16 protein-coding genes are annotated in these 21,049 nt (G+C 53.1%); 4 read left to right on the plus strand and 12 right to left on the minus strand.

The genetic code is table 11. From position 1 onward, the window contains the following. Nucleotides 1-18 precede the first annotated feature (18 nt). From lpxK to IPZ49_RS11220, 9 genes are all read right to left on the minus strand, one after another. Nucleotides 19-996 (minus strand): tetraacyldisaccharide 4'-kinase, encoded by a 978-nt coding sequence (gene lpxK / locus IPZ49_RS11180; protein WP_063146151.1) that lies wholly within the window; start codon nt 994-996, stop codon nt 19-21. Then, nucleotides 993-2,741 (minus strand): lipid A ABC transporter ATP-binding protein/permease MsbA, encoded by a 1,749-nt coding sequence (gene msbA / locus IPZ49_RS11185; protein ID WP_003858227.1) that lies wholly within the window; start codon nt 2,739-2,741, stop codon nt 993-995. Before msbA ends, lpxK begins: the two co-directional genes overlap by 4 nt. Nucleotides 2,742-2,777: 36 nt before the next feature. Beyond that, complete coding sequence (locus IPZ49_RS11190; RefSeq protein ID WP_063146152.1) at nt 2,778-5,042, minus strand: ComEC family protein; 2,265 nt, start codon at nt 5,040-5,042, stop codon at nt 2,778-2,780. Nucleotides 5,043-5,254: 212 nt separating this feature from the next. After that, nucleotides 5,255-5,542: an integration host factor subunit beta gene (gene ihfB, locus IPZ49_RS11195; RefSeq protein ID WP_003858233.1), complete on the minus strand. Its 288-nt coding sequence runs from the start codon at nt 5,540-5,542 to the stop codon at nt 5,255-5,257. Between the two features lie 170 nt (nt 5,543-5,712). Continuing rightward, complete coding sequence (gene rpsA, locus IPZ49_RS11200; RefSeq protein ID WP_003858235.1) at nt 5,713-7,386, minus strand: 30S ribosomal protein S1; 1,674 nt, start codon at nt 7,384-7,386, stop codon at nt 5,713-5,715. Nucleotides 7,387-7,497: 111 nt separating this feature from the next. After that, nucleotides 7,498-8,181: a (d)CMP kinase gene (gene cmk / locus IPZ49_RS11205; RefSeq protein WP_015570968.1), complete on the minus strand. Its 684-nt coding sequence runs from the start codon at nt 8,179-8,181 to the stop codon at nt 7,498-7,500. A 185-nt stretch (nt 8,182-8,366) separates the two neighbouring features. Further along, nucleotides 8,367-9,650 carry a 3-phosphoshikimate 1-carboxyvinyltransferase gene (gene aroA / locus IPZ49_RS11210; RefSeq protein WP_063146153.1) on the minus strand — a complete coding sequence of 428 codons (1,284 nt, stop codon included), beginning with the start codon at nt 9,648-9,650 and terminating at the stop codon, nt 8,367-8,369. 68 nt (nt 9,651-9,718) lie between these two features. Further along, a complete protein-coding gene (gene serC / locus IPZ49_RS11215) occupies nt 9,719-10,807 on the minus strand; it encodes a 3-phosphoserine/phosphohydroxythreonine transaminase (RefSeq protein WP_022647627.1) in 1,089 nt (362 codons plus the stop codon). Between the two features lie 162 nt (nt 10,808-10,969). Next, entirely contained in the window at nt 10,970-11,662 is a 693-nt protein-coding gene (locus IPZ49_RS11220) for a DUF421 domain-containing protein (protein WP_023299721.1), read from the minus strand. A 127-nt stretch (nt 11,663-11,789) separates the two neighbouring features. Here IPZ49_RS11220 and ycaO point away from each other — a divergent pair, with 127 nt between their 5' ends. From ycaO to pflA, 4 genes are all read left to right on the plus strand, one after another. Beyond that, entirely contained in the window at nt 11,790-13,550 is a 1,761-nt protein-coding gene (gene ycaO, locus IPZ49_RS11225; protein ID WP_022647625.1) for a 30S ribosomal protein S12 methylthiotransferase accessory factor YcaO, read from the plus strand. Between the two features lie 404 nt (nt 13,551-13,954). Further along, nucleotides 13,955-14,812, plus strand: coding sequence for a formate transporter FocA (focA, locus tag IPZ49_RS11230; protein ID WP_017384832.1), 858 nt, complete (start codon nt 13,955-13,957; stop codon nt 14,810-14,812). A 51-nt stretch (nt 14,813-14,863) separates the two neighbouring features. After that, entirely contained in the window at nt 14,864-17,146 is a 2,283-nt protein-coding gene (gene pflB, locus IPZ49_RS11235; RefSeq protein ID WP_022647624.1) for a formate C-acetyltransferase, read from the plus strand. 203 nt (nt 17,147-17,349) lie between these two features. Continuing rightward, a complete protein-coding gene (gene pflA, locus IPZ49_RS11240; protein ID WP_003858250.1) occupies nt 17,350-18,090 on the plus strand; it encodes a pyruvate formate lyase 1-activating protein in 741 nt (246 codons plus the stop codon). A gap of 36 nt (nt 18,091-18,126) precedes the next feature. Here pflA and IPZ49_RS11245 read toward each other — a convergent pair whose 3' ends face one another. The 3 genes from IPZ49_RS11245 to IPZ49_RS11255 form a co-directional block, all read right to left on the minus strand. Then, nucleotides 18,127-18,648 carry an anti-virulence regulator CigR family protein gene (locus IPZ49_RS11245; RefSeq protein WP_032624534.1) on the minus strand — a complete coding sequence of 174 codons (522 nt, stop codon included), beginning with the start codon at nt 18,646-18,648 and terminating at the stop codon, nt 18,127-18,129. A 123-nt stretch (nt 18,649-18,771) separates the two neighbouring features. Continuing rightward, complete coding sequence (locus IPZ49_RS11250; RefSeq protein WP_022647622.1) at nt 18,772-19,920, minus strand: MFS transporter; 1,149 nt, start codon at nt 19,918-19,920, stop codon at nt 18,772-18,774. A gap of 274 nt (nt 19,921-20,194) precedes the next feature. After that, nucleotides 20,195-21,049, minus strand: an 855-nt coding sequence (locus tag IPZ49_RS11255) for a dimethyl sulfoxide reductase anchor subunit family protein (protein WP_193762842.1), incomplete at its 5' end; no start/stop codon positions are given.

The raw sequence follows: 21,049 nt of genomic DNA on the forward strand, positions 1-21,049 counted from the left end.
ACCGGAACCACGTAGAAGTTACTGCACTAACGCGAGCAGTTCCTTGAGCAAATGTTCCGGCTGTTCGCCGCTGAGTTCAGCATCAACCGGCAGATACCACCAGTTTTCTTTCGCAAAGGCCCGGCATTTTACCGCGTCTTTTTCCGTCATGATCAGCGTCTGGCCCGGTGCGGCCAGCCTTTCAACCTCTTCGGCAACTAACGCCTGGTGATCGGCGAGCGGCACCCGTTTATCAAGCTTTGCGCCGCACTGCTCCAGCGTTGCGAAGAAACGCGGCGGATGACCTATACCGGCCATCGCAACCAGATGTTCCAGTTGCGCGACGTCTTTGCGCTCGCCGGTCAACATATTCACGGCCTGTCCGGGACGAAGATGCATCGGGATCTCACCCGCTCTGGCTTCACCACCGTTTACAATCACAGTATCGACGCTCTTCAGGCGCGACGCACGCTCACGCATTGGACCGGCTGGAAGCCACCAGCCGTTGCCAAAACGCCGCACGCCGTCAATAACCACGATCTCTTTGTCACGCGCCAGCGCGTAATGCTGCAAACCATCATCGGTAATTATGATTTGTACGCCATGCTCTGCAAGCAGTGCCTTTACGGCATCACTGCGCACCGGCGATACCGCAACCGGCGCGCCAGTACGTTGGTAAATCAGTACCGGCTCATCACCGGCTTCAGCGGTTGTCGTAGCTGGGCTCAGCACCAGTGGATACTGCGCCGCTTCACCACCGTAACCGCGTGAGACAACTCCCGGGCGGATACCGCGCTTCTGGAGCTGTTCTACCAGCCAGATCACCACCGGCGTTTTGCCGTTTCCACCCGCCGTCAGGTTGCCGACCACCACTACCGGTACCGGTGCGCGCCAGGCGCGCTTGATACCGAGGCGATAAAGCAGACGAATAGCACCGCTCACCAGGCCATACAGCCAGGAGAGCGGGAGAAGCAGCACCCACAGAGGGGATTCACCCGACCAGATGCGTGCAATCATTGACCGAACTGCATTTTATGAAGCTGCGCGTATACACCACGTTGTTCCAGCAGGTCCGCATGGCTGCCGCGTTCAACGATAACGCCGTCTTCCACCACCACGATTTCGTCAGCCTGTTCGATGGTCGACAGACGGTGCGCGATAACCAGCGAGGTACGGTTTTTCTGTAATTCATCCAGAGCCGACTGGATAGCGCGTTCAGATTCCGTATCCAGTGCGGACGTTGCTTCATCGAGGATCAGAATCGGGCTGTTGCGCAGCAGCGCTCGGGCAATCGCGATACGTTGACGCTGACCACCGGAGAGCAGCACCCCGTTTTCGCCAATGATCGTATCCAGACCGTTATCCATTTTGTTAATGAAGTCCATCGCATAGGCCATACGCGCCGCATTCTCGATCTCTTCACGGCTGTACTCTTCGGTACGGGCATACGCAATGTTGTTCGCCACCGTATCGTTGAACAGATGCACGTTCTGCGAAACCAGCGCGACCTGGTTACGCAACGACTGTAGGGTATATTCCCGCAGGTCGTGACCATCAAGCAGGATTTCGCCCTGGTCGATATCGTAGAAACGGGTAATCAGGCTGGCAATAGTCGACTTGCCCGAACCGGAACGACCGACCAGTGCAACGGTCTTACCCGCCGGGATGGACAGGCTGATATCACGCAGCGCCGGCACTTCACGGCCTGGATAGGTAAAGGTCACGTTGCGGAATTCCAGGTCACCTTTAGCGCGCTCGATCACGCGTGTACCTTCATCTTTTTCCTGTTCGGAATCGAGGATGCTGAACAGCGTCTGACAGGCTGCCATCCCGCGCTGGAACTGGGCGTTGACGTTAGTCAGCGATTTCAGCGGACGCATCAGCGCAATCATGGATGAGAACACCACGGTAATGGTACCCGCAGTCAGGGTTTCCATGACGCTCGGGAAGCTTGCTGCATACAGGACGAAGGCCAGGGCCAAAGAGGCAATCAGCTGAATGATCGGATCGGAAATCGACGAGGCCGATACCATTTTCATCCCTTGCAGGCGCATTCTGTTGCTGACCTTGTCAAAGCGTTTGGTTTCGACTTCCTGACCGCCGAAGATCAACACTTCCTTATGGCCTTTCAGCATCTGCTCGGCGCTGGTAGTCACCTGCCCCATCGTATTCTGCATATTTTTACTGATGTTGCGAAAACGCTTTGATACCACGCGGATCGCGATGGAGACAATCGGCGCCAGCACAATAAGGATCAGCGACAGTTGCCAGCTGTAATAGAACATCATCGCAAAAAGACCGATGATGGATGCGCCTTCACGCACAACGGTAATCAGTGCGCTGGAAGAGGACGACGCCACCTGCTCTGAATCGTAGGTAATACGCGACAGCAGGGTACCGGTTGACTGTTTGTCAAAGAATGAGACTGGCATCCCCATCATATGGCTGAATAACCGACGGCGCATGGTCATCACCACTTTACCGGATACCCAGGAGATGCAGTAGCTGGATACATAGCTGGAGATTCCGCGTAAGATCATCAGCCCAATAACCACCAGCGGCATCCATAGCAGCACTGAACGATCCGTTTTACCAAAACCGTCATCCAGTAACGGTTTGAGAAGCGATAACATAAACGTATCGCTGGCTGCGTTGAGGATTAACGCTACGCCCGCCACGATCAAGCCTGCTTTGAAAGGTGCAATCATCGGCCAGAGCCGGCGGAACGTTTGCCACGTGGAGAGATCTTTGTCGTTATGCATTCAAAAAACCAGCATTTGTTGAAATAGCCGCATATTCTACCCGTTATCTACGGGCGCGCCAAACCACTGATGATACCAACGCGGTAAATAGTGTTCACGTAAGCGGCGAATTTGCCGACTTTGGTGCGAAAACGTCACAGTTATCTGTCCGGACTGCGGGGTATCAAGCCAGAGATATCCCTCAGTTCGATAGCGCCTGACTACTTTGATGGAAGGGAAACGCCACGCGTTATAGCGGGCCATCGAGGCCAGCGAAACCTGCCCCTCCACGCGCTGTAGCAGCGGTGTTGAAGATGACGTGTTACTCCCATGATGCGGCACCTGAATCAGTGTAGCCGCAAGTTGACGCCAGCGGTGGCTCAACATTGCCAGTTCTGCCTGCGCTTCAATATCTCCGGTCAGTAAAACGCTCTGTTCGCCGTCATCGATTTTTACCACGCAGGAGCGGTTGTTACCTTTCGCCGGGGTGTTTTCGGGTGGCCAATGCACGGAGAACGTTAACCCATGCCACTGCCATCGCTGTCCACGAAAGCATGGAAGATGTCCGGCCCAGGCTAAGGGGCTTCTGATCCACATTGCAGGCCAGGCAGCTTTTAGCGATGCCAGTCCCCCCGCGTGGTCGAGATGTTCATGGCTCAGGATCACCCCTTCCGGCCTAAGATGATGCCAGCGTAGCCAGGGAATAATCAGCTGCTGCGCGCTGTCCCCACCGGGCCATGCCAGCCCGGTGTCATACAGAATGGCCTTCCCGTGACGCTCAATGACCATCGCCAGCCCTTGCCCTACATCCAGCATATGCAGCGACCAGCTGTCAGTTTTAATCCTGTGCCAGAGGGGAAATGCCATCACCACGCTGCCTGCCAGACAGACTGCGGGTACTGCGCTGAAGGCCCTGAATCGCCAGCCAATGATCAGCAGCCACGGCAGTAACGTCAGGTATTGCCAGCGTTCATCCACGTCCTGCCAGCCATTCGGTAAACGCATCAATAGCCAGAAAAGTCCTGCCAGAGACTTATCGGCAGCCAGCCAGACGATACTTTCCAGCGTCGCCACCGGAAACAGATGCAGAAACATGCCGAGCAGGATCATTGGAACTGAGATAAACGTTACCAGAGGAACAGCAAACAGATTCGCCACCAGCGAGGAGAGACTGAAACCATGGAAAATCAGTACCTGAAGCGGCATCAGAAGCAGCAGCATTCCAACCTGCAAATACAACAGCGTAACCAGCGGCCGCAGGCACCGGCCACGTTGCCAGTGCGGGAGAGGCAACCACTGATACCAAAAAATAAGCGCGGCGACCGCAAACGCGGATAACGCCAGGCTTTGTGACAGTACCGCCAGCGGATCGAAAAACAGGATCGCCGCCACGCAGGTAAGCCATACCTGCCAGGGCGACCACTGACGACCGCCCATTTTTAATGCGGCCAGCACCACAAGCGCCATAACCGTACGCAGCGCAGGCGGCTGCAAGCCCGTTAGCCATGCGTAAAACGCGGCAAAAAGCAGACCTGCCAGTAAGGGCACTTGCCAGATAATCCAGCGGCCCGGCAGGAAAAACTGGATGCCCCGAGCCAGTAGCCAGACAGCAGAAGCTGCCAGCGCAATATGCAATCCCGAGATTGCCATCAGATGCATCGTTCCGGTCTCACGCATCAGGTTTTTTATCTCCCGCGAGACCGACAACCGCTCCCCCATCCCCAGCCCCAGGATCACGGGCCCCCACTGATATGCTGAAAGCGTATTCTGTAGTGATGTCAGGTATTGCGAACGCAGGCTACAGCGTGCGTCGACAATCTCCGCATGGGTAAACCGTCCGCTCAGCGTCTGGTGTCGGGCAAAGGCGTTTTTCTGCGAATCATAGCCGCCATCGTTGAGCTCTCCGTGTACTGCCCTGAGCCGCAGTGTCATCGCCCAGCGTTGACCCACGCAGACATTTTGAGGCAGGTAGTTGCCGTAGAGTGACACGCCCATGGCAGCCCACACGCGTTCTCCATTGAGGCTGATAATCCTTCCCTGATGCATCGTTGCGCCGTCCGTTGCGGTAATGACCACCTCGGCCTGCTGCGGAACTTTCGTTAAATGGTTCATCGGCCACACGCTTTCCTGAGCGGCCAGGATCCCCCAGCACATAAAAAGCAATGCGAGGCCTGAAAACCTGAGCCATTTTCTCTTCTGTACGGATAACGCAATTCCTGCGGCAATCAGCAACCAGACAATATGCAAGTCTGGCAAAACGGGTAACCAATAGAGCGGGATTATGGCCAGAATGGCGCACATACTGATAACGTGGATCCCCATCTTCACCTCCATGTTTCAGGCGATTATGCGGCGGGAGTGATGCGTCGTCAGACAGAAAAGGCGTGATTTACAGCGGGCGCTGCAACGTTATTAAGCGTTTACAGCAAGGAGAAAATGAGAATGCGGCGCGTATTCAGAAATGCAGGGGCGGGATACAAAAAAAGCACCCTAAGGTGCTTTCTTTAAACTGAGTTTAACCCTGATGATTAAACTCAGTTACCGTAAATATTGGCGCGATCGCGCAGTTCTTTACCCGGCTTAAAGTGCGGAACATACTTTCCTTCCAGCTCCACTTTATCGCCAGTCTTCGGGTTACGCCCGGTACGTGGTGCACGATAGTGCAGGGAAAAACTACCGAAACCGCGGATTTCAATGCGCTCGCCCTGGGCAAGAGTGGTAGCCATATGCTCCAGCATCTCTTTAACGGCATCTTCCACAGCCTTGGCAGGGATATGCGGTTGCTGACTGGCAAGTCTTTCAATCAATTCTGACTTGGTCATGATTCCTCCGGTTCCTTTCAAACCCATTAGCTGAACAGCTTATTAAACAAGGGCGGCCGTAGCCGCCCTTTGTTATTGATTACAGGACGAATCCTGCAATCTGTCAAGTCTGCTCTCCATCCTTCGCGCTGTAAATGCGTTACAGCTCAAATGATGGTGCGAACCTGAACTTACTCGCCTTTAGCTGCTTTGAAAGCTTCAGCCATTGCGTTGTTAGAGAAGTTTGCATCTTCCTGTTTGTTCACAGTTGCGATTGCATCTTTCTCATCAGCTTCGTCTTTAGCACGAACAGACAGGCTGATTGCACGGTTCTTACGGTCAACACCGGTGAACTTAGCTTCAACGTCGTCACCAACGCTCAGAACCAGAGTTGCATCTTCAACGCGGTCACGTGAAGCTTCGGAAGCGCGCAGGTAACCTTCAACGCCGTCAGCCAGTTCTACGGTTGCGCCTTTAGCGTCAACAGCAGTCACTTTACCGTTTACGATTGCGCCTTTCTTGTTCAGTGCAACCCAGTTGTTGAACGGATCTTCTGCGAGCTGTTTAACGCCCAGGGAGATACGTTCACGCTCTGCGTCAACCTGCAGAACAACTGCTGCGATTTCGTCGCCTTTTTTGTATTCACGAACTGCTTCTTCGCCTGCAACGTTCCAGGAGATGTCAGACAGGTGAACCAGGCCATCGATGCCGCCGTCCAGGCCGATGAAGATACCGAAGTCAGTGATAGACTTGATTTTACCTTCAACACGGTCGCCCTTGTTGTGGGTTTCCGCGAACTGCTGCCATGGGTTGTTTTTGCACTGCTTCAGGCCCAGGGAGATACGACGACGTTCTTCGTCGATATCCAGAACCATCACTTCCACTACATCACCAACGTTAACAACTTTGGATGGGTGGATGTTTTTGTTGGTCCAGTCCATTTCGGAAACGTGCACCAGGCCTTCAACGCCTTCTTCGATTTCAACGAAGCAGCCGTAGTCGGTCAGGTTGGTAACGCGACCAGTCAGTTTAGTACCTTCTGGGTAACGCTTAGCGATAGCTACCCATGGATCTTCGCCCAGCTGTTTCAGGCCGAGGGATACACGAGTACGCTCGCGGTCGAACTTCAGCACTTTAACAGTGATTTCGTCGCCCACGTTCACGATTTCGCTTGGGTGCTTAACGCGTTTCCACGCCATGTCGGTGATGTGCAGCAGGCCATCAACGCCGCCCAGGTCAACGAATGCGCCGTAGTCAGTGAGGTTCTTAACGATACCTTTGACTTCCATGCCTTCCTGCAGGTTTTCCAGCAGCTGATCGCGTTCTGCGCTGTTTTCGGATTCGATAACGGCACGACGGGAAACAACAACGTTGTTACGCTTCTGGTCCAGCTTGATTACTTTGAACTCAAGCTCTTTGCCTTCGAGGTGCAGGGTGTCACGGACTGGACGAACGTCTACCAGAGAACCTGGCAGGAACGCACGAATACCATTCAGCTCAACAGTGAAGCCACCTTTAACTTTGCCGTTGATAACACCGACCACAGTTTCAGCTTCTTCGTAAGCTTTTTCCAGCGTGATCCATGCTTCGTGACGTTTAGCTTTCTCACGAGACAGCAGGGTTTCGCCGAAGCCGTCTTCTACTGCGTCCAGAGCAACGTCAACTTCGTCACCTACCTGGATTTCCAGCTCGCCCTGGGCGTTTTTGAACTGCTCAGCCGGGATGGCGGACTCAGATTTCAGACCGGCGTCAACCAGTACTACGTCTTTGTCGATAGCAACAACAACACCGCGAACGATGGAACCCGGACGGGTTTCGATTTCTTTTAAGGATTCTTCAAACAGTTGAGCAAAAGATTCAGTCATGTTTAATCTTCAGGTTAATATTAACGTCCACCTGGCTCCGTGCCGGATGGGGTTGTTTCACATACCCGCCGTCAATCCATTGCAGCGGGGGTACTGCTAAATCGGTCGCGATTACGCGAGTGCCAGTTTTTGGCGCGCATATTGTAGCGCTTTTTCAATCACTTGCTCAATAGTTAAACTGGTTGAATCCAGCACTAATGCGTCTTGCGCGGGAACAAGTGGTGCGACGGCGCGGTTACGATCGCGGTCATCGCGCTCTTTTATCTCGGATAAAAGGCGATCAAAGTTAACACTAAACCCCTTTTCCTGCAACTGAAGCATGCGGCGTTGAGCACGTTCTTCCGAAGAAGCGTCAAGGAAAATTTTCACTGGCGCATCAGGGAATACCACGGTTCCCATGTCGCGGCCGTCGGCGATCAGCCCCGGCGCTTCGCGGAAACCGCGCTGGCGACGTAACAGCGCTTCACGAACGCGTGGGAAAGCCGCCACCTGAGAGGCCGCATTGGCCACTTCCTGCGTACGGATTTCACCGCTGACATCTTCCCCTTCCAGGATCACTTCAAGGTTGCCATCAGTAGAGACAAAGCGCACATCCAGATGTGCAGCCAGCGGTACCAGCGCTTCTTCAGACGCAACATCTACATGATGATGCAGCGCAGCCAGCGCCAGCACGCGATAGATTGCTCCCGAATCTAAAAGATGCCATTGCAATGCTTCCGCCATCGCTTTGCACAGAGTACCTTTCCCTGCGCCACTTGGCCCATCAATGGTGATTACCGGGGCAATTGCCGTCATCTTTTTCTCCTTAATTAAGGCATACCGTTTACATGAACGCCGCGCATTATACGCGCCAACGTGCGCAACTGTTACCTTTGCGTGCAAATTACGGAATGATTGAAGCAGAGTGTAGAAGAAATGAAAGAGGATGACTGTCAGAAAGCGTAAGGAAATGCCGCATCAGGAGATGCGGCATACGATCGTCAGGCCAGGGTGCTAATGCGCGCCAGCTGTTCGAAGTAGTCCGGGAAGGTTTTCGCCGTGCACTTTGGGTCAAGGATGGTGACTGGCGTATCTGACAGCGCCACCAGCGAGAAACACATCGCCATGCGGTGATCGTTGTAGGTGCCAATTTCTGCAAATTGCAGTTTTGCCGGCGGCGTGACGCGAATGTAGTCTTCGCCCTCTTCTACCACCGCCCCCACTTTACGCAGCTCGGTTGCCATTGCGAACAGGCGGTCAGTCTCTTTTACGCGCCAGTTATAGATGTTACGCAGCGTGGTGGTGCCTTTCGCAAACAGCGCAGCGGTGGCGATGGTCATTGCCGCGTCAGGAATATGGTTCATGTCCATGTCGATGGCGTTCAGCTCACCGTGCGTACAGGAGATGAAGTCATCGCCCCAGGTCACAACCGCGCCCATTTTTTCCAGCACGTCGGCAAAACGGATATCGCCCTGCACGCTGTTGCGACCAATACCCGTCACTTTTACCGTACCGCCTTTAATCGCACCCGCGGCCAGGAAGTAGGACGCGGATGACGCATCCCCTTCAACCAGGTAGTTGCCCGGAGACTGGTACTGCTGTGCCCCGCGCACCACGAAGCGCTGATAAGACTGGTTTTCCACCTCAACGCCGAAGGTTTTCATCAGGTGCAGTGTGATATCAATGTACGGCTTAGAGACCAGATCGCCTTTAATGCTAATCACGGTATCATTTGGAGCCAGCGGTGCGGTCATCAGCAGTGCCGTCAGGAACTGGCTGGAGACGCTACCATCAACCTCAACGTTACTGCCAGTGAAACCACCGCGCAGACGCAGTGGCGGGTAATTTTCTTGCTCAAGATAATCAATCTGCGCGCCGCCCTGACGCAGGGCATCGACCAGGTGGCCGATCGGACGCTCTTTCATGCGCGGCTCGCCGGTCAGCACAATATCGTTGCTCCCAAGACACAGCGCAGCGGCCAGAGGACGCATCGCCGTACCGGCGTTACCCAGGAAAAGCTCCAGCGCTTCAGCGGAATGTAATGCGCCGCCGTTACCGGTGACTTCACAACGGGTACGATCGTCTGACAGCGCATACTGAACGCCCAACGCTTTCAGTGCATTGAGCATATGGCGCACGTCATCGCTGTCCAGCAGGTTGGAAAGGACGGTGGTGCCGTTTGCCAGAGCTGCCAGCAGCAGAGCGCGGTTCGAGACACTTTTTGAACCAGGCAGATTAATGGTGCCATCTACCCGCGCGATAGGTTGTAACGTCAGGGATTCCATGAAACTTAACTCTCAACTCAACATAATAAAAACCCCGCAGGAACGCTGCGGGGGTGAAAAACAGCCAATTAACCGTGACGACGTTCGAAGTCGATCATGAAATCAGTCAGGGCTTTAACGCCTTCCAGCGGCATCGCGTTATAGATAGAGGCACGCATACCGCCTACCACACGGTGACCTTTCAGCGCATGCAGACCCGCCGCGAAGGACTCTTCCAGGAACACGTTATCCAGGTTGTTGTCCGCCAGCTGGAACGGCACGTTCATGCGCGAACGGTTAGTTTTGGCGACATCGTTACGGTAGAAATCGCTCTTGTCGATCACGCCGTACAGCAGTTCAGCTTTTTGCTGATTGATCTTGTCCATCTGCGCCACGCCGCCTTTTTGCTTCAGCCATTTGAAGACCAGGCCGGAGAGATACCAGGCGAACGTTGGTGGAGTGTTGAACATGGAATCGTTGTCGTTCAGGACGGTGTAATCCAGAATTGACGGGCAAGACTTATGGGCTTTCCCCAGCAGGTCTTCACGCACGATAACGATAGTCAGACCCGCAGGACCGATGTTTTTCTGGGCACCCGCGTAGATGACGCCGTAGCGGCTGACGTCCAGCGGCGTGGACAGAATGGTGGAGGAGAAGTCCGCCGTCACAATGACATTTTCGCCAAAGTCTGGCTCTTCGTGAATAGCGATACCGTCGATGGTTTCGTTCGGGCAGTAATGAAGATACGCGGCGTTGTCAGAAAGCTGCCACTCACTCATCGGCTTCACGGCGCGCATACCGTCAACGGTCACTTTGGCATCGATAACGTTCGGCGTGCAATATTTGTGCGCTTCTTTTACCGCACTGGCCGCCCAGTAGCCGGCATCAACGTAATCAGCGGTGGATTTGTCGCCCAGCAGATTGAGCGGAATACCCGCAAACTGACCGCGTCCACCGCCGTGACAGAACAATACTTTGTAGTTCGAGGGAATGTTCAGCAGATCGCGAAAATCCTTTTCTGCCTCTTCCGCCACCTGAATAAACGCTTTACCCCGGTGGCTGACTTCCATCACCGACGTACCCAGACCGTTCCAGTCACACAGCTCCTGTTGAGCCTGTTTGAGCACGTCTGCCGGTAACATTGCCGGACCTGAACTGAAATTAAAGACTTGAGCCATTTCCCCTCACCACGCTAAAAGCCATAAGTTATAACTGTGGATATCGGTTTTATCACTCAGTGACACGCGCCGCAATGTCTAAAACTTATGGCCGAAGAAATGTGCCCCTCGTCACACAAAACAATCTGCCGTACCGTTGTCGCAAAACCGACAATATCGCTGTCAGGTAATGCGTTTAGCCCGGCTAACCTTCGTCCATTCTGGATTTGTACAGCGAGGGCATAATTGATGATCGCCCGCCTGCATGACCACCACGTGGCTGCATTTTATGCAGGCATACTGGCCCGCATCAGGGACGGTTTTGTATCGCTCGATAAGCATATCCGGCAGTATGCACAGGCCGGGCTTGACCTCATCGTCAGGATAGTAATAAACGCTGATTTGACCGTTCGTTTCCATAATCGCCAGACGCACCTGCCCCAGCTGTTCAACGCTGCTTATACGTAGCTCCATAAAGAACTCAAACTCCGTCATATTGGCGCTTTGCACATTCTCCCAGGCAAGTTGACCATCTTCGACAATCACCACCGGTTTTCCTTCGAACAGATCTTCCAGTTTTTCACTTTTCGACATCAGCCACATGACCAGCCGGTACAGCAGCGCAAGCGTCACGAAGACGATAAAAACCGGCACCATCGGCACATCGTCATAAAAGGCAACGTCCCCTGCCGCCGAACCCAGCGTCAGGATAATCAGCACTTCAAACAGTGACATCTGCCGCACGCCGCGACGTCCGGTGATTTTCAGGAACAGGAAGACGAGTACAAAGGTGTACAGGCTACGCAACGCCACTTCGCCTAAAAACTCAGGTGGGACTTTATCAAACGCCATCCGCTGGAGATCAAATGCTTTCATTTTTTTATGCCTTAACAGTAGGTTACTGCTTATAAGCATAGCCCAGCCATTTATTTTCGCCGGAGATAGCACCCGTCACGCAAAACCCGTATCATTGCGCGCTTTACGTACGATAAAAGTGAACGCCATGACTCAAACGTTTATCCCCGGCAAAGACGCCGCTCTGGAAGATTCCATCGCTCGCTTCCAGCAGAAACTGACCGACCTGGGCTTTAATATCGAAGAAGCCTCCTGGCTGAATCCGGTGCCTCACGTCTGGTCCGTGCATATTCGCGACAAAGACTGTGCGCTGTGCTTCACCAACGGCAAAGGCGCGACCAAAAAAGCGGCACTGGCCTCTGCGCTGGGTGAGTATTTTGAGCGTCTGTCCACCAACTATTTCTTCGCCGACTTCTGGCTGGGTGAAACGATTGCCAACGGCCCGTTCGTTCACTACCCGAACGAAAAATGGTTCCCGCTACCCGAAGACGACGAACTGCCGGAAGGCATTCTCGATGCCCGCCTGCGCGCGTTCTACGATCCGGAAAACGAACTGACCGCCAGCATGCTGATCGACCTGCAATCCGGCAATGAGGATCGTGGTATCTGCGCCCTGCCGTTCACCCGTCAGTCTGACGAGCAGACCGTTTACATTCCAATGAACATCGTTGGCAATCTGTATGTGTCTAACGGTATGTCTGCCGGTAACACCCGTAACGAAGCGCGTGTACAGGGGTTGTCTGAAGTTTTCGAGCGTCACATCAAAAACCGTATTATTGCTGAATCCATCAGCCTGCCGGAGATCCCGGCTGACGTGTTGGCGCGCTACCCGGGCGTGGTGGAATCCATCGCCAAACTGGAAGCGGAAGGTTTCCCAATCTTTGCTTATGACGGCTCTCTGGGCGGCAAATATCCGGTTATCTGCGTGGTACTGTTCAACCCGGCAAATGGCACCTGCTTCGCCTCTTTCGGCGCGCACCCGGACTTCGGCGTGGCGCTGGAGCGTACCGTGACCGAACTGCTGCAAGGTCGTAGCCTGAAAGATCTCGACGTATTCACCCCGCCAACCTTTGATGACGAAGAAGTCGCCGAGCACACCAACCTCGAAACGCACTTCATCGACTCCAGCGGTTTGATCTCCTGGGATATGTTCAAACAGGACGCGGACTATCCGTTCGTGGACTGGAGCTTTGCCGGTACGACGGAAGAAGAGTTCGCCACCCTGATGGCGATCTTCAACGCGGAAGATCAGGAAGTCTATATTGCCGACTATGAACACCTCGGCGTTTATGCGTGCCGTATTATTGTGCCGGGTATGTCGGACATCTATCCGGCAGAAGATCTGTGGCTGGCGAACAACAGCATGGGCGCGCATCTGCGTGAAACCCTGCTGGCCCTGCCGGGCAGCGAGTGGGATAAAGAAGATTATCTGAACCTGATCGCCCAACTGGACGAAGAAGGACACGATGATTTCACCCGCGTACGCGAACTGCTGGGTCTGGCAACCGGAAAAGATAACGGCTGGTACACGCTGCGCATCGGCGAGCTAAAAGCGATGCTGGCGCTGGCGGGCGGCGATCTGGATCAGGCTTTGGCCTGGACCGAGTGGACGATGGAGTTTAACCAGTCCGTCTTCTCCGCCGAGCGCACTAACTATTACCGTTGCCTGCAAACGCTGCTCCTGCTTTCTCAGGAAGACGACCGCGAGCCATTGCAGTATCTGAACGCCTTCGTCCGCATGTACGGTGCAGATGCCGTTGAAGCTGCCAGCGCTGCGCTGAGCGGTGAAGAACCGTTCTATGGCCTGCAAGCGGTTGACAGCGATCTGAAAGCCTTCCCGGCGCATCAGTCGCTGCTGAATGCGTATGAAAAATTGCAGAAGGCTAAAGCCGCTTACTGGTCAAAATAAGCGCATATAACATTAATGGCTGTAGGCGTATTCAATCGCCTGAGCTATATTACGGGGCAATTTCATTGCCCTTTTTTTTATTTTTCCGCAATGACGTTTAATTGTAATAATTAAGTTAACCACGGGTAAATATAAAAACGCTTACCTGGGCTTTACTGTTACTAATTCTAATAAATACTCCATTTTAATTAACTGTTCCACGGGAGGCTGAAGGAAAAAATTCAACTCTTTTCATAACTTTTAAAATTTATTTTTATACGGATAATCAAATACTTACTCCGCTTTTGCTGTAAAAACATACACACTGCGGGCCTATAAGCCAGGCGAGATATGATCTATATCAATTTCTCTTCTATAATGCTTTGTTAGTATCTCGTCGCCGACTTAATAAAGAGAGAGTTAGTGTGAAAGCTGACAACCCTTTTGATCTATTACTCCCCGCTGCGATGGCGAAAGTTGCCGAAGAAGCGGGTGTCTACAAAGCAACGAAACATCCGATGACGACGTTCTTTCTGGCCATTACGGCTGGGGTGTTCATCTCCATCGCTTTCGTCTTCTATATCACAGCCACCACCGGCACTGCCGGGATGCCTTTCGGCATAGCGAAACTGATTGGTGGTATTTGCTTCTCACTGGGCCTGATCCTCTGCGTCATCTGCGGCGCCGACCTCTTCACCTCAACGGTGCTGATTGTTGTGGCAAAAGCCAGCGGAAGAATTACCTGGGGTCAACTGGGGCGCAACTGGCTCAACGTCTACGTTGGCAACCTGATTGGCTGTCTGCTCTTTGTTCTGTTGATGTGGCTTTCTGGCGAGTACATGACCGCCAACGGCGGCTGGGGGCTTAACGTCCTGCAAACCGCCGACCACAAAATGCACCATACATTTATCGAAGCCGTTGCTCTCGGCATCCTTGCAAACCTGATGGTCTGCCTGGCGGTCTGGATGAGCTACTCTGGTCGTAGCCTGATGGATAAAGCCATGATTATGGTTCTGCCGGTTGCGATGTTTGTTGCCAGCGGCTTTGAGCACAGTATTGCGAATATGTTCATGATCCCGATGGGGATTGTTATCCGCAACTTTGCAAGCCCGGAGTTCTGGACTGCTGTTGGTTCAACCCCGGAAAGTTTTTCACACCTGACTATTATGAATTTCATTACTGATAACCTGATCCCCGTCACTATCGGGAACATTATCGGTGGGGGTCTGTTAGTTGGGTTGACATACTGGGTCATTTACCTGCGTGGCGGCGATCATCATTAATGGTTGTCTCAGGCAGTAAATAAAAAATCCACTTAAGAAGGTAGGTGTTACATGTCCGAGCTTAATGAAAAGTTAGCCACAGCCTGGGAAGGTTTTACGAAAGGTGACTGGCAGAATGAAGTCAACGTCCGTGACTTCATTCAGAAAAACTATACCCCGTATGAAGGTGACGAATCCTTCCTGGCTGGTGCGACTGATGCAACCACCAAGCTGTGGGACAGCGTAATGGAAGGCGTTAAACTGGAAAACCGCACTCACGCGCCAGTTGATTTTGACACCTCCGTTGCTTCTACCATCACTTCTCACGATGCTGGCTACATCAACAAAGCCCTTGAGAAAATCGTTGGTCTCCAGACTGAAGCACCACTGAAACGCGCAATCATCCCGTTCGGTGGCATTAAAATGGTTGAAGGTTCCTGCAAAGCGTATAACCGCGAGCTGGACCCAATGCTGAAAAAAATCTTCACCGAATACCGTAAAACCCATAACCAGGGTGTATTCGATGTTTACACCAAAGACATTCTGAACTGCCGTAAATCTGGCGTTCTGACCGGTCTGCCAGATGCCTATGGCCGTGGCCGTATCATCGGTGACTACCGTCGCGTTGCGCTGTACGGTATCGACTTCCTGATGAAAGACAAATACGCGCAGTTCGTCTCTCTCCAGTCTGACCTGGAAAACGGCGTAAACCTGGAAGCGACTATCCGTCTGCGTGAAGAGATTGCTGAACAGCACCGTGCGCTGGGTCAGATCAAAGAGATGGCGGCTAAATACGGCTGTGATATCTCTGGTCCTGCAACCAACGCTCAGGAAGCTATTCAGTGGACCTACTTCGGCTACCTGGCCGCGGTTAAGTCTCAGAACGGTGCAGCAATGTCCTTCGGCCGCGTATCCACCTTCCTGGATGCGTATATCGAACGCGATATCAAAGCAGGCAAAATCACCGAGCAAGACGCTCAGGAAATGATTGACCATCTGGTCATGAAACTGCGTATGGTTCGCTTCCTGCGTACTCCAGAATATGATGAGCTGTTCTCTGGTGACCCAATCTGGGCAACCGAATCTATCGGCGGTATGGGCGTAGATGGCCGTACGCTGGTAACCAAAAACAGCTTCCGCTTCCTGAACACCCTGTACACCATGGGTCCTTCTCCGGAGCCGAACATCACCGTTCTGTGGTCTGAAAAACTGCCACTGAACTTCAAGAAATTCGCCGCTAAAGTGTCCATCGACACCTCTTCTCTGCAATACGAGAACGATGACCTGATGCGTCCGGACTTCAACAACGACGACTACGCTATCGCGTGCTGCGTAAGCCCAATGGTTGTTGGTAAGCAAATGCAGTTCTTCGGTGCGCGTGCAAACCTGGCGAAAACCATGCTGTACGCAATCAACGGCGGCGTTGACGAAAAACTGAAAATGCAGGTTGGTCCTAAGTCTGAACCGATCAAAGGCGACCTTCTGAACTTCGACGAAGTGATGGAGCGCATGGATCACTTCATGGACTGGCTGGCTAAGCAGTATGTCACTGCGCTGAACGTCATCCACTACATGCACGACAAGTACAGCTACGAAGCCTCTCTGATGGCGCTGCACGACCGTGACGTCGTTCGCACCATGGCGTGTGGTATCGCAGGTCTGTCCGTTGCGGCTGACTCCCTGTCTGCAATCAAATATGCGAAAGTTAAGCCAATTCGTGACGAAGATGGTCTGGCTATCGACTTCGAAATCGAAGGCGAATATCCGCAGTTTGGTAACAACGACGCTCGCGTTGATGACATGGCGGTTGACCTGGTAGAACGTTTCATGAAGAAAATTCAGAAACTCACTACCTATCGTAACGCTATCCCGACTCAGTCTGTTCTGACCATTACCTCTAACGTTGTGTATGGTAAGAAAACCGGTAACACCCCAGACGGTCGTCGTGCTGGCGCGCCATTCGGCCCAGGTGCTAACCCAATGCACGGTCGTGACCAGAAAGGTGCGGTTGCATCTCTGACCTCCGTTGCTAAACTGCCGTTTGCATACGCGAAAGATGGTATCTCTTACACCTTCTCTATCGTGCCAAACGCGCTGGGTAAAGACGACGAAGTGCGTAAAACTAACCTCGCGGGTCTGATGGATGGTTACTTCCACCACGAAGCGTCCATCGAAGGTGGTCAGCACCTGAACGTGAACGTGATGAACCGTGAAATGCTGCTCGACGCGATGGAACATCCTGAGAAGTATCCTCAGCTGACCATCCGCGTATCTGGCTACGCAGTACGTTTTAACTCCCTGACGAAAGAACAGCAGCAGGACGTTATCACCCGTACTTTCACTCAGTCCATGTAAGTGGAATTGACTGAAATCACGCGTTAAAAAGCGTACAATAAAGGCTCCACGCAAGTGGGGCCTTTTTAACACCCTCGCTTCATCAGTCTCTTTTGTCCGCTATCTATACTTAATGGATCACAGCCAAAACAGACTCGACATAGCCTTTGAGCTGTGCATCTACATAGGCCCCCGGATGGGCCAAATTCGGAGATATCACCGCAATGTCAATTATTGGTCGCATTCACTCCTTTGAATCCTGTGGCACCGTCGATGGCCCGGGGATCCGCTTTATCACTTTCTTCCAGGGCTGCCTGATGCGCTGCCTGTACTGCCATAACCGTGACACCTGGGACACCCATGGCGGTAAAGAAGTCACCGTTGAGGATCTGATGAAAGAGGTGGTGACCTATCGCCACTTCATGAACGCGTCCGGTGGTGGCGTGACGGCATCCGGCGGTGAAGCCATTCTTCAGGCTGAATTTGTGCGCGACTGGTTCCGCGCCTGCCATAAAGAAGGTATTCATACCTGCCTCGACACCAACGGCTTTGTGCGCCGTTACGATCCGGTTATTGATGAACTGCTAGAAGTAACCGATCTGGTGATGCTCGATCTCAAGCAGATGAACGATGAGATCCACCAGAATCTGGTTGGCGTCTCAAACCACCGTACGCTGGAATTTGCCAAATACATTGCCAACAAAGGCGTCAAGACCTGGATCCGCTACGTGGTGGTACCGGGCTGGTCAGATGATGATGATTCTGCACATCGTCTGGGCGAATTTACCCGGGATATGGGTAACGTGGAGAAAATTGAACTCCTGCCCTATCACGAGCTGGGTAAACACAAATGGGTGGCAATGGGTGAAGAGTACAAGCTCGATGGCGTGAAGCCGCCGAAAAAAGAGACGATGGAGCGCGTCAAAGGTATTCTTGAGCAGTATGGCCACAAGGTCATGTATTAACGAAAAGGCCCGGTGAAAACCGGGCCTTTTTATATTCTATTTAAAGACGCCGTTAATCACGGAAGTCACAATCGCGGTACTCAGCGCAATTAAGACCAGGTCGTCACCCACCACGCGCCATTCATAGCCCGGATAAGAAGGAAGCTGACCCAGCATATCGGCTGGCACGGTTTTCTTCGCAATGCCCGGAGGCAGTGGCTTACCGCGCGCCAGGTTTTTCGCAATACCCGGAGGCAGAGAGTCGTAGCCCGTTAAGCCGTAATTCAGTGCCAGATGGCGGGCATGATCGAAGCTCACGCGGACGTCAACATCATGACCAACATCGTTGCTGTTTTTAAAGCTCTTATCCGATTTCCCTGGATTATCCTGGCCGTTATTGTGCTTATTACCATGGTTACCAGCGTTCCCGTTACCATGATTGCCGCTATTACCTTGTCCGCCACCGTTTCCGTGACCACCGCCATTCCCGTTTCCAGGATTAGCCATGGCCGGAGCCGTTGCAAACGTTAAAGCCAACACTACGGCAAGTGCGGTAGTGGAAAAACGACGAGTAGACATGATTGCTGCCTTTTAGTGGTAGAACTCATTTGAATTATCGCCAGGCAGTAAAAACTCACAATAAGTAAAAGTCTTATATGTGACAGGGACAAAAAAGCCTGTCATCGACAGGCTTTTATTTAATCAGGCATGTGCCACTGGCGTTGGGTGCTCGCCCGCTTTGCGCAGCAGCATTAACAGATAAATAAACGATACGCTGGCGATCATGATAAACAGCAGATTATCAGAGTAATTTTGCATGAGCATAGCGGTAAAAGTCGGCCCCAGTAAACTGCCGATGGTGTAACTCAGCAACAATGCCTGGTTCATCGCCACCAGCTGGTGATGCTCAACTTTCTCACAGGCCCAGGCCATCGCGACCGGATAGAGCGTAAAACCCGCAGCCCCCAGAATGAACAGCGCAGGCGCCATCGCGGCGTTGCTGAGCATGGCGAGACAGCCCATGATGACCACGAAAACCTGGACGCGCAGCACCAGCAGACGACCAAAGCGGTCCGCCAGGCGGCCAATCGGCCACTGGCCGACAATCCCCGCGCTGACCATCACCGCCATCCAGAAACCGATCCCGGAATCACTGACACCCTGATGGTTGAGATAGAGCGGCATCAGGCCATAGAGCGAGCCCAGCACAATCCCGGAGATAATGCAGCCGTTAATCCCCAGGCGCGCCTGACGCAGTCTCAGCATCGGCCAGACGTGCGTGGCCTCCTGATGCTCACTGCTCTGGTTCACGATACGGGTAAAGAGCAGCGGCAGAATTGCGGCCAGCACCATCCCTGTTACCCATGGCAGAACGCTCATCAGGTCGGTTGGGAATTTGCTGACCATCAGTTGTCCCAGAACGGTCCCGACGTAGTAAACCATCATATAAGCCGCCAGCAGACGCCCGCGATTACGGGACGTGCCGCTGCACATCAGCGCACTTTCAACCACCACCCAGATCATGGCGCAGCCAACGCCCGCAATAAAGCGCCAGACCATCCAGCTCCAGAAGCCGACCATCAGTCCTAAACCGGCGCATCCGACGGCAAAGATCAGCGACGCCAGATAATAGCTGCGGTTAAAACCAAAGCGCTTAATAAGGCTGCCCGTTAATAAGGTGCCCAGCAGATTGCCCGTAAAAAAGGACGAGCTAACCATACCCACCTGCCAGGTTGGTAAGTTTTCATGGGCGAGCCATAGCGGGACGAGTGTGTTCAACACCGCGATCGCCAGGGTCAGCAAAAGCAGGCCACAGAGCAACAAAAGCACCGGGCGGGTATAGGTGGTCATGGATTAAAAACCGTGAGGAAGTTCAGATTTCGTGCGCATCATGCCACTGGCAAAAACAAAGTCAATCCACCGATTCAGGCGTCACGCACGATATGCGCCTTGTCGATTTAAAAAACTCATCCTGCTAATGCAAAGCCTGCTACCAATATTAATTATCTATTTGTTTTTATTTATTTCCGGGAATTTTTACAACGAAACATCAGTCGAAAAATTTCATGAATGAAACAAGAAAAGCCGGGCACTATGTCCCGGCTTTTTATAACAAAATCTAAAATTAGCTGGCGACAGCCATACCGACCGTCATATGCAGACCGTAAAATACGCCGCGACCAATTAACTCCCCTGCCAGCACCAGCACAAAGGCCAGTGACAGCAACGGTAGCGCAGGCGCGTAACCTTTAAGCTGAGGGGCAATCCAGCACACCAGCGCCGCCGTCAGCAGCACCACACGCCAGGCCATCAGAGAACCGTAATCCGGTACCAGCGCCGAAGCCTGTTGGATAGAGCTGTGAATCGTCGCCAGCTCCGCTCCCTGCATAAGCGCTACAACGGTACTGATGACCAGTGCCAGCAGCGAGACCGCGGGCAGCAGGCGCATCGCCCAACCATTAATGCCAGCTACACGCAGAAGCAGATAACCCAGCAGCGGCCCGCCAATAAACATGGTCAGGAAGAAGCTCATCGGCGTCCAGACGCTGTACCAGGTCGGAACGGTATCGATGGTGTTGTACACCCGGACCATCATCCAGACGAAGACAACGCCCAGTACCATGGTGACGATGAGCCACAACGCACGTAACCCTGACGGCAGCTTTTTCAGCGCTGCCAGTAACCACCCCAGCCCGCCAACTGCAAAGAAGATTGCGCCGCTGGCAATCTCGTTACTCAGCGAAGAGGCACCTACGCGGTTCAGGGAGTTAAACGCGCGCATCGGTGAGCCCAGGTGCAGCGTAGAGGCGATAAACCCAATCCCCATCAACACCCACAGGCCAAACATGCTCAACACTAAACGCTGCTGCTGTTCAGCATTGAGGTTCCCTTTTAACAGCGCCAGCGCAAGGACGATAAACCCGCCTGCCACGCACTGCCCAAAGACCGTGAAGATCATAAGCGGCCATTCATGCCATCC

This window comes from Enterobacter cloacae complex sp. S2 (assembly GCF_015159675.1).
Taxonomy (GTDB): domain Bacteria; phylum Pseudomonadota; class Gammaproteobacteria; order Enterobacterales; family Enterobacteriaceae; genus Enterobacter; species Enterobacter intestinihominis.

Coding starts and splice junctions, on each gene's coding strand:
- lpxK (WP_063146151.1), bottom strand. CDS start 996: ATGATTGCACGCATCTGGTCGGGTGAATCCCCTCTGTGGGTGCTGCTT.
- msbA (WP_003858227.1), bottom strand. CDS start 2,741: ATGCATAACGACAAAGATCTCTCCACGTGGCAAACGTTCCGCCGGCTC.
- IPZ49_RS11190 (WP_063146152.1), bottom strand. CDS start 5,042: ATGGGGATCCACGTTATCAGTATGTGCGCCATTCTGGCCATAATCCCG.
- ihfB (WP_003858233.1), bottom strand. CDS start 5,542: ATGACCAAGTCAGAATTGATTGAAAGACTTGCCAGTCAGCAACCGCAT.
- rpsA (WP_003858235.1), bottom strand. CDS start 7,386: ATGACTGAATCTTTTGCTCAACTGTTTGAAGAATCCTTAAAAGAAATC.
- cmk (WP_015570968.1), bottom strand. CDS start 8,181: ATGACGGCAATTGCCCCGGTAATCACCATTGATGGGCCAAGTGGCGCA.
- aroA (WP_063146153.1), bottom strand. CDS start 9,650: ATGGAATCCCTGACGTTACAACCTATCGCGCGGGTAGATGGCACCATT.
- serC (WP_022647627.1), bottom strand. CDS start 10,807: ATGGCTCAAGTCTTTAATTTCAGTTCAGGTCCGGCAATGTTACCGGCA.
- IPZ49_RS11220 (WP_023299721.1), bottom strand. CDS start 11,662: ATGAAAGCATTTGATCTCCAGCGGATGGCGTTTGATAAAGTCCCACCT.
- ycaO (WP_022647625.1), top strand. CDS start 11,790: ATGACTCAAACGTTTATCCCCGGCAAAGACGCCGCTCTGGAAGATTCC.
- pflB (WP_022647624.1), top strand. CDS start 14,864: ATGTCCGAGCTTAATGAAAAGTTAGCCACAGCCTGGGAAGGTTTTACG.
- pflA (WP_003858250.1), top strand. CDS start 17,350: ATGTCAATTATTGGTCGCATTCACTCCTTTGAATCCTGTGGCACCGTC.
- IPZ49_RS11245 (WP_032624534.1), bottom strand. CDS start 18,648: ATGTCTACTCGTCGTTTTTCCACTACCGCACTTGCCGTAGTGTTGGCT.
- IPZ49_RS11250 (WP_022647622.1), bottom strand. CDS start 19,920: ATGACCACCTATACCCGCCCGGTGCTTTTGTTGCTCTGTGGCCTGCTT.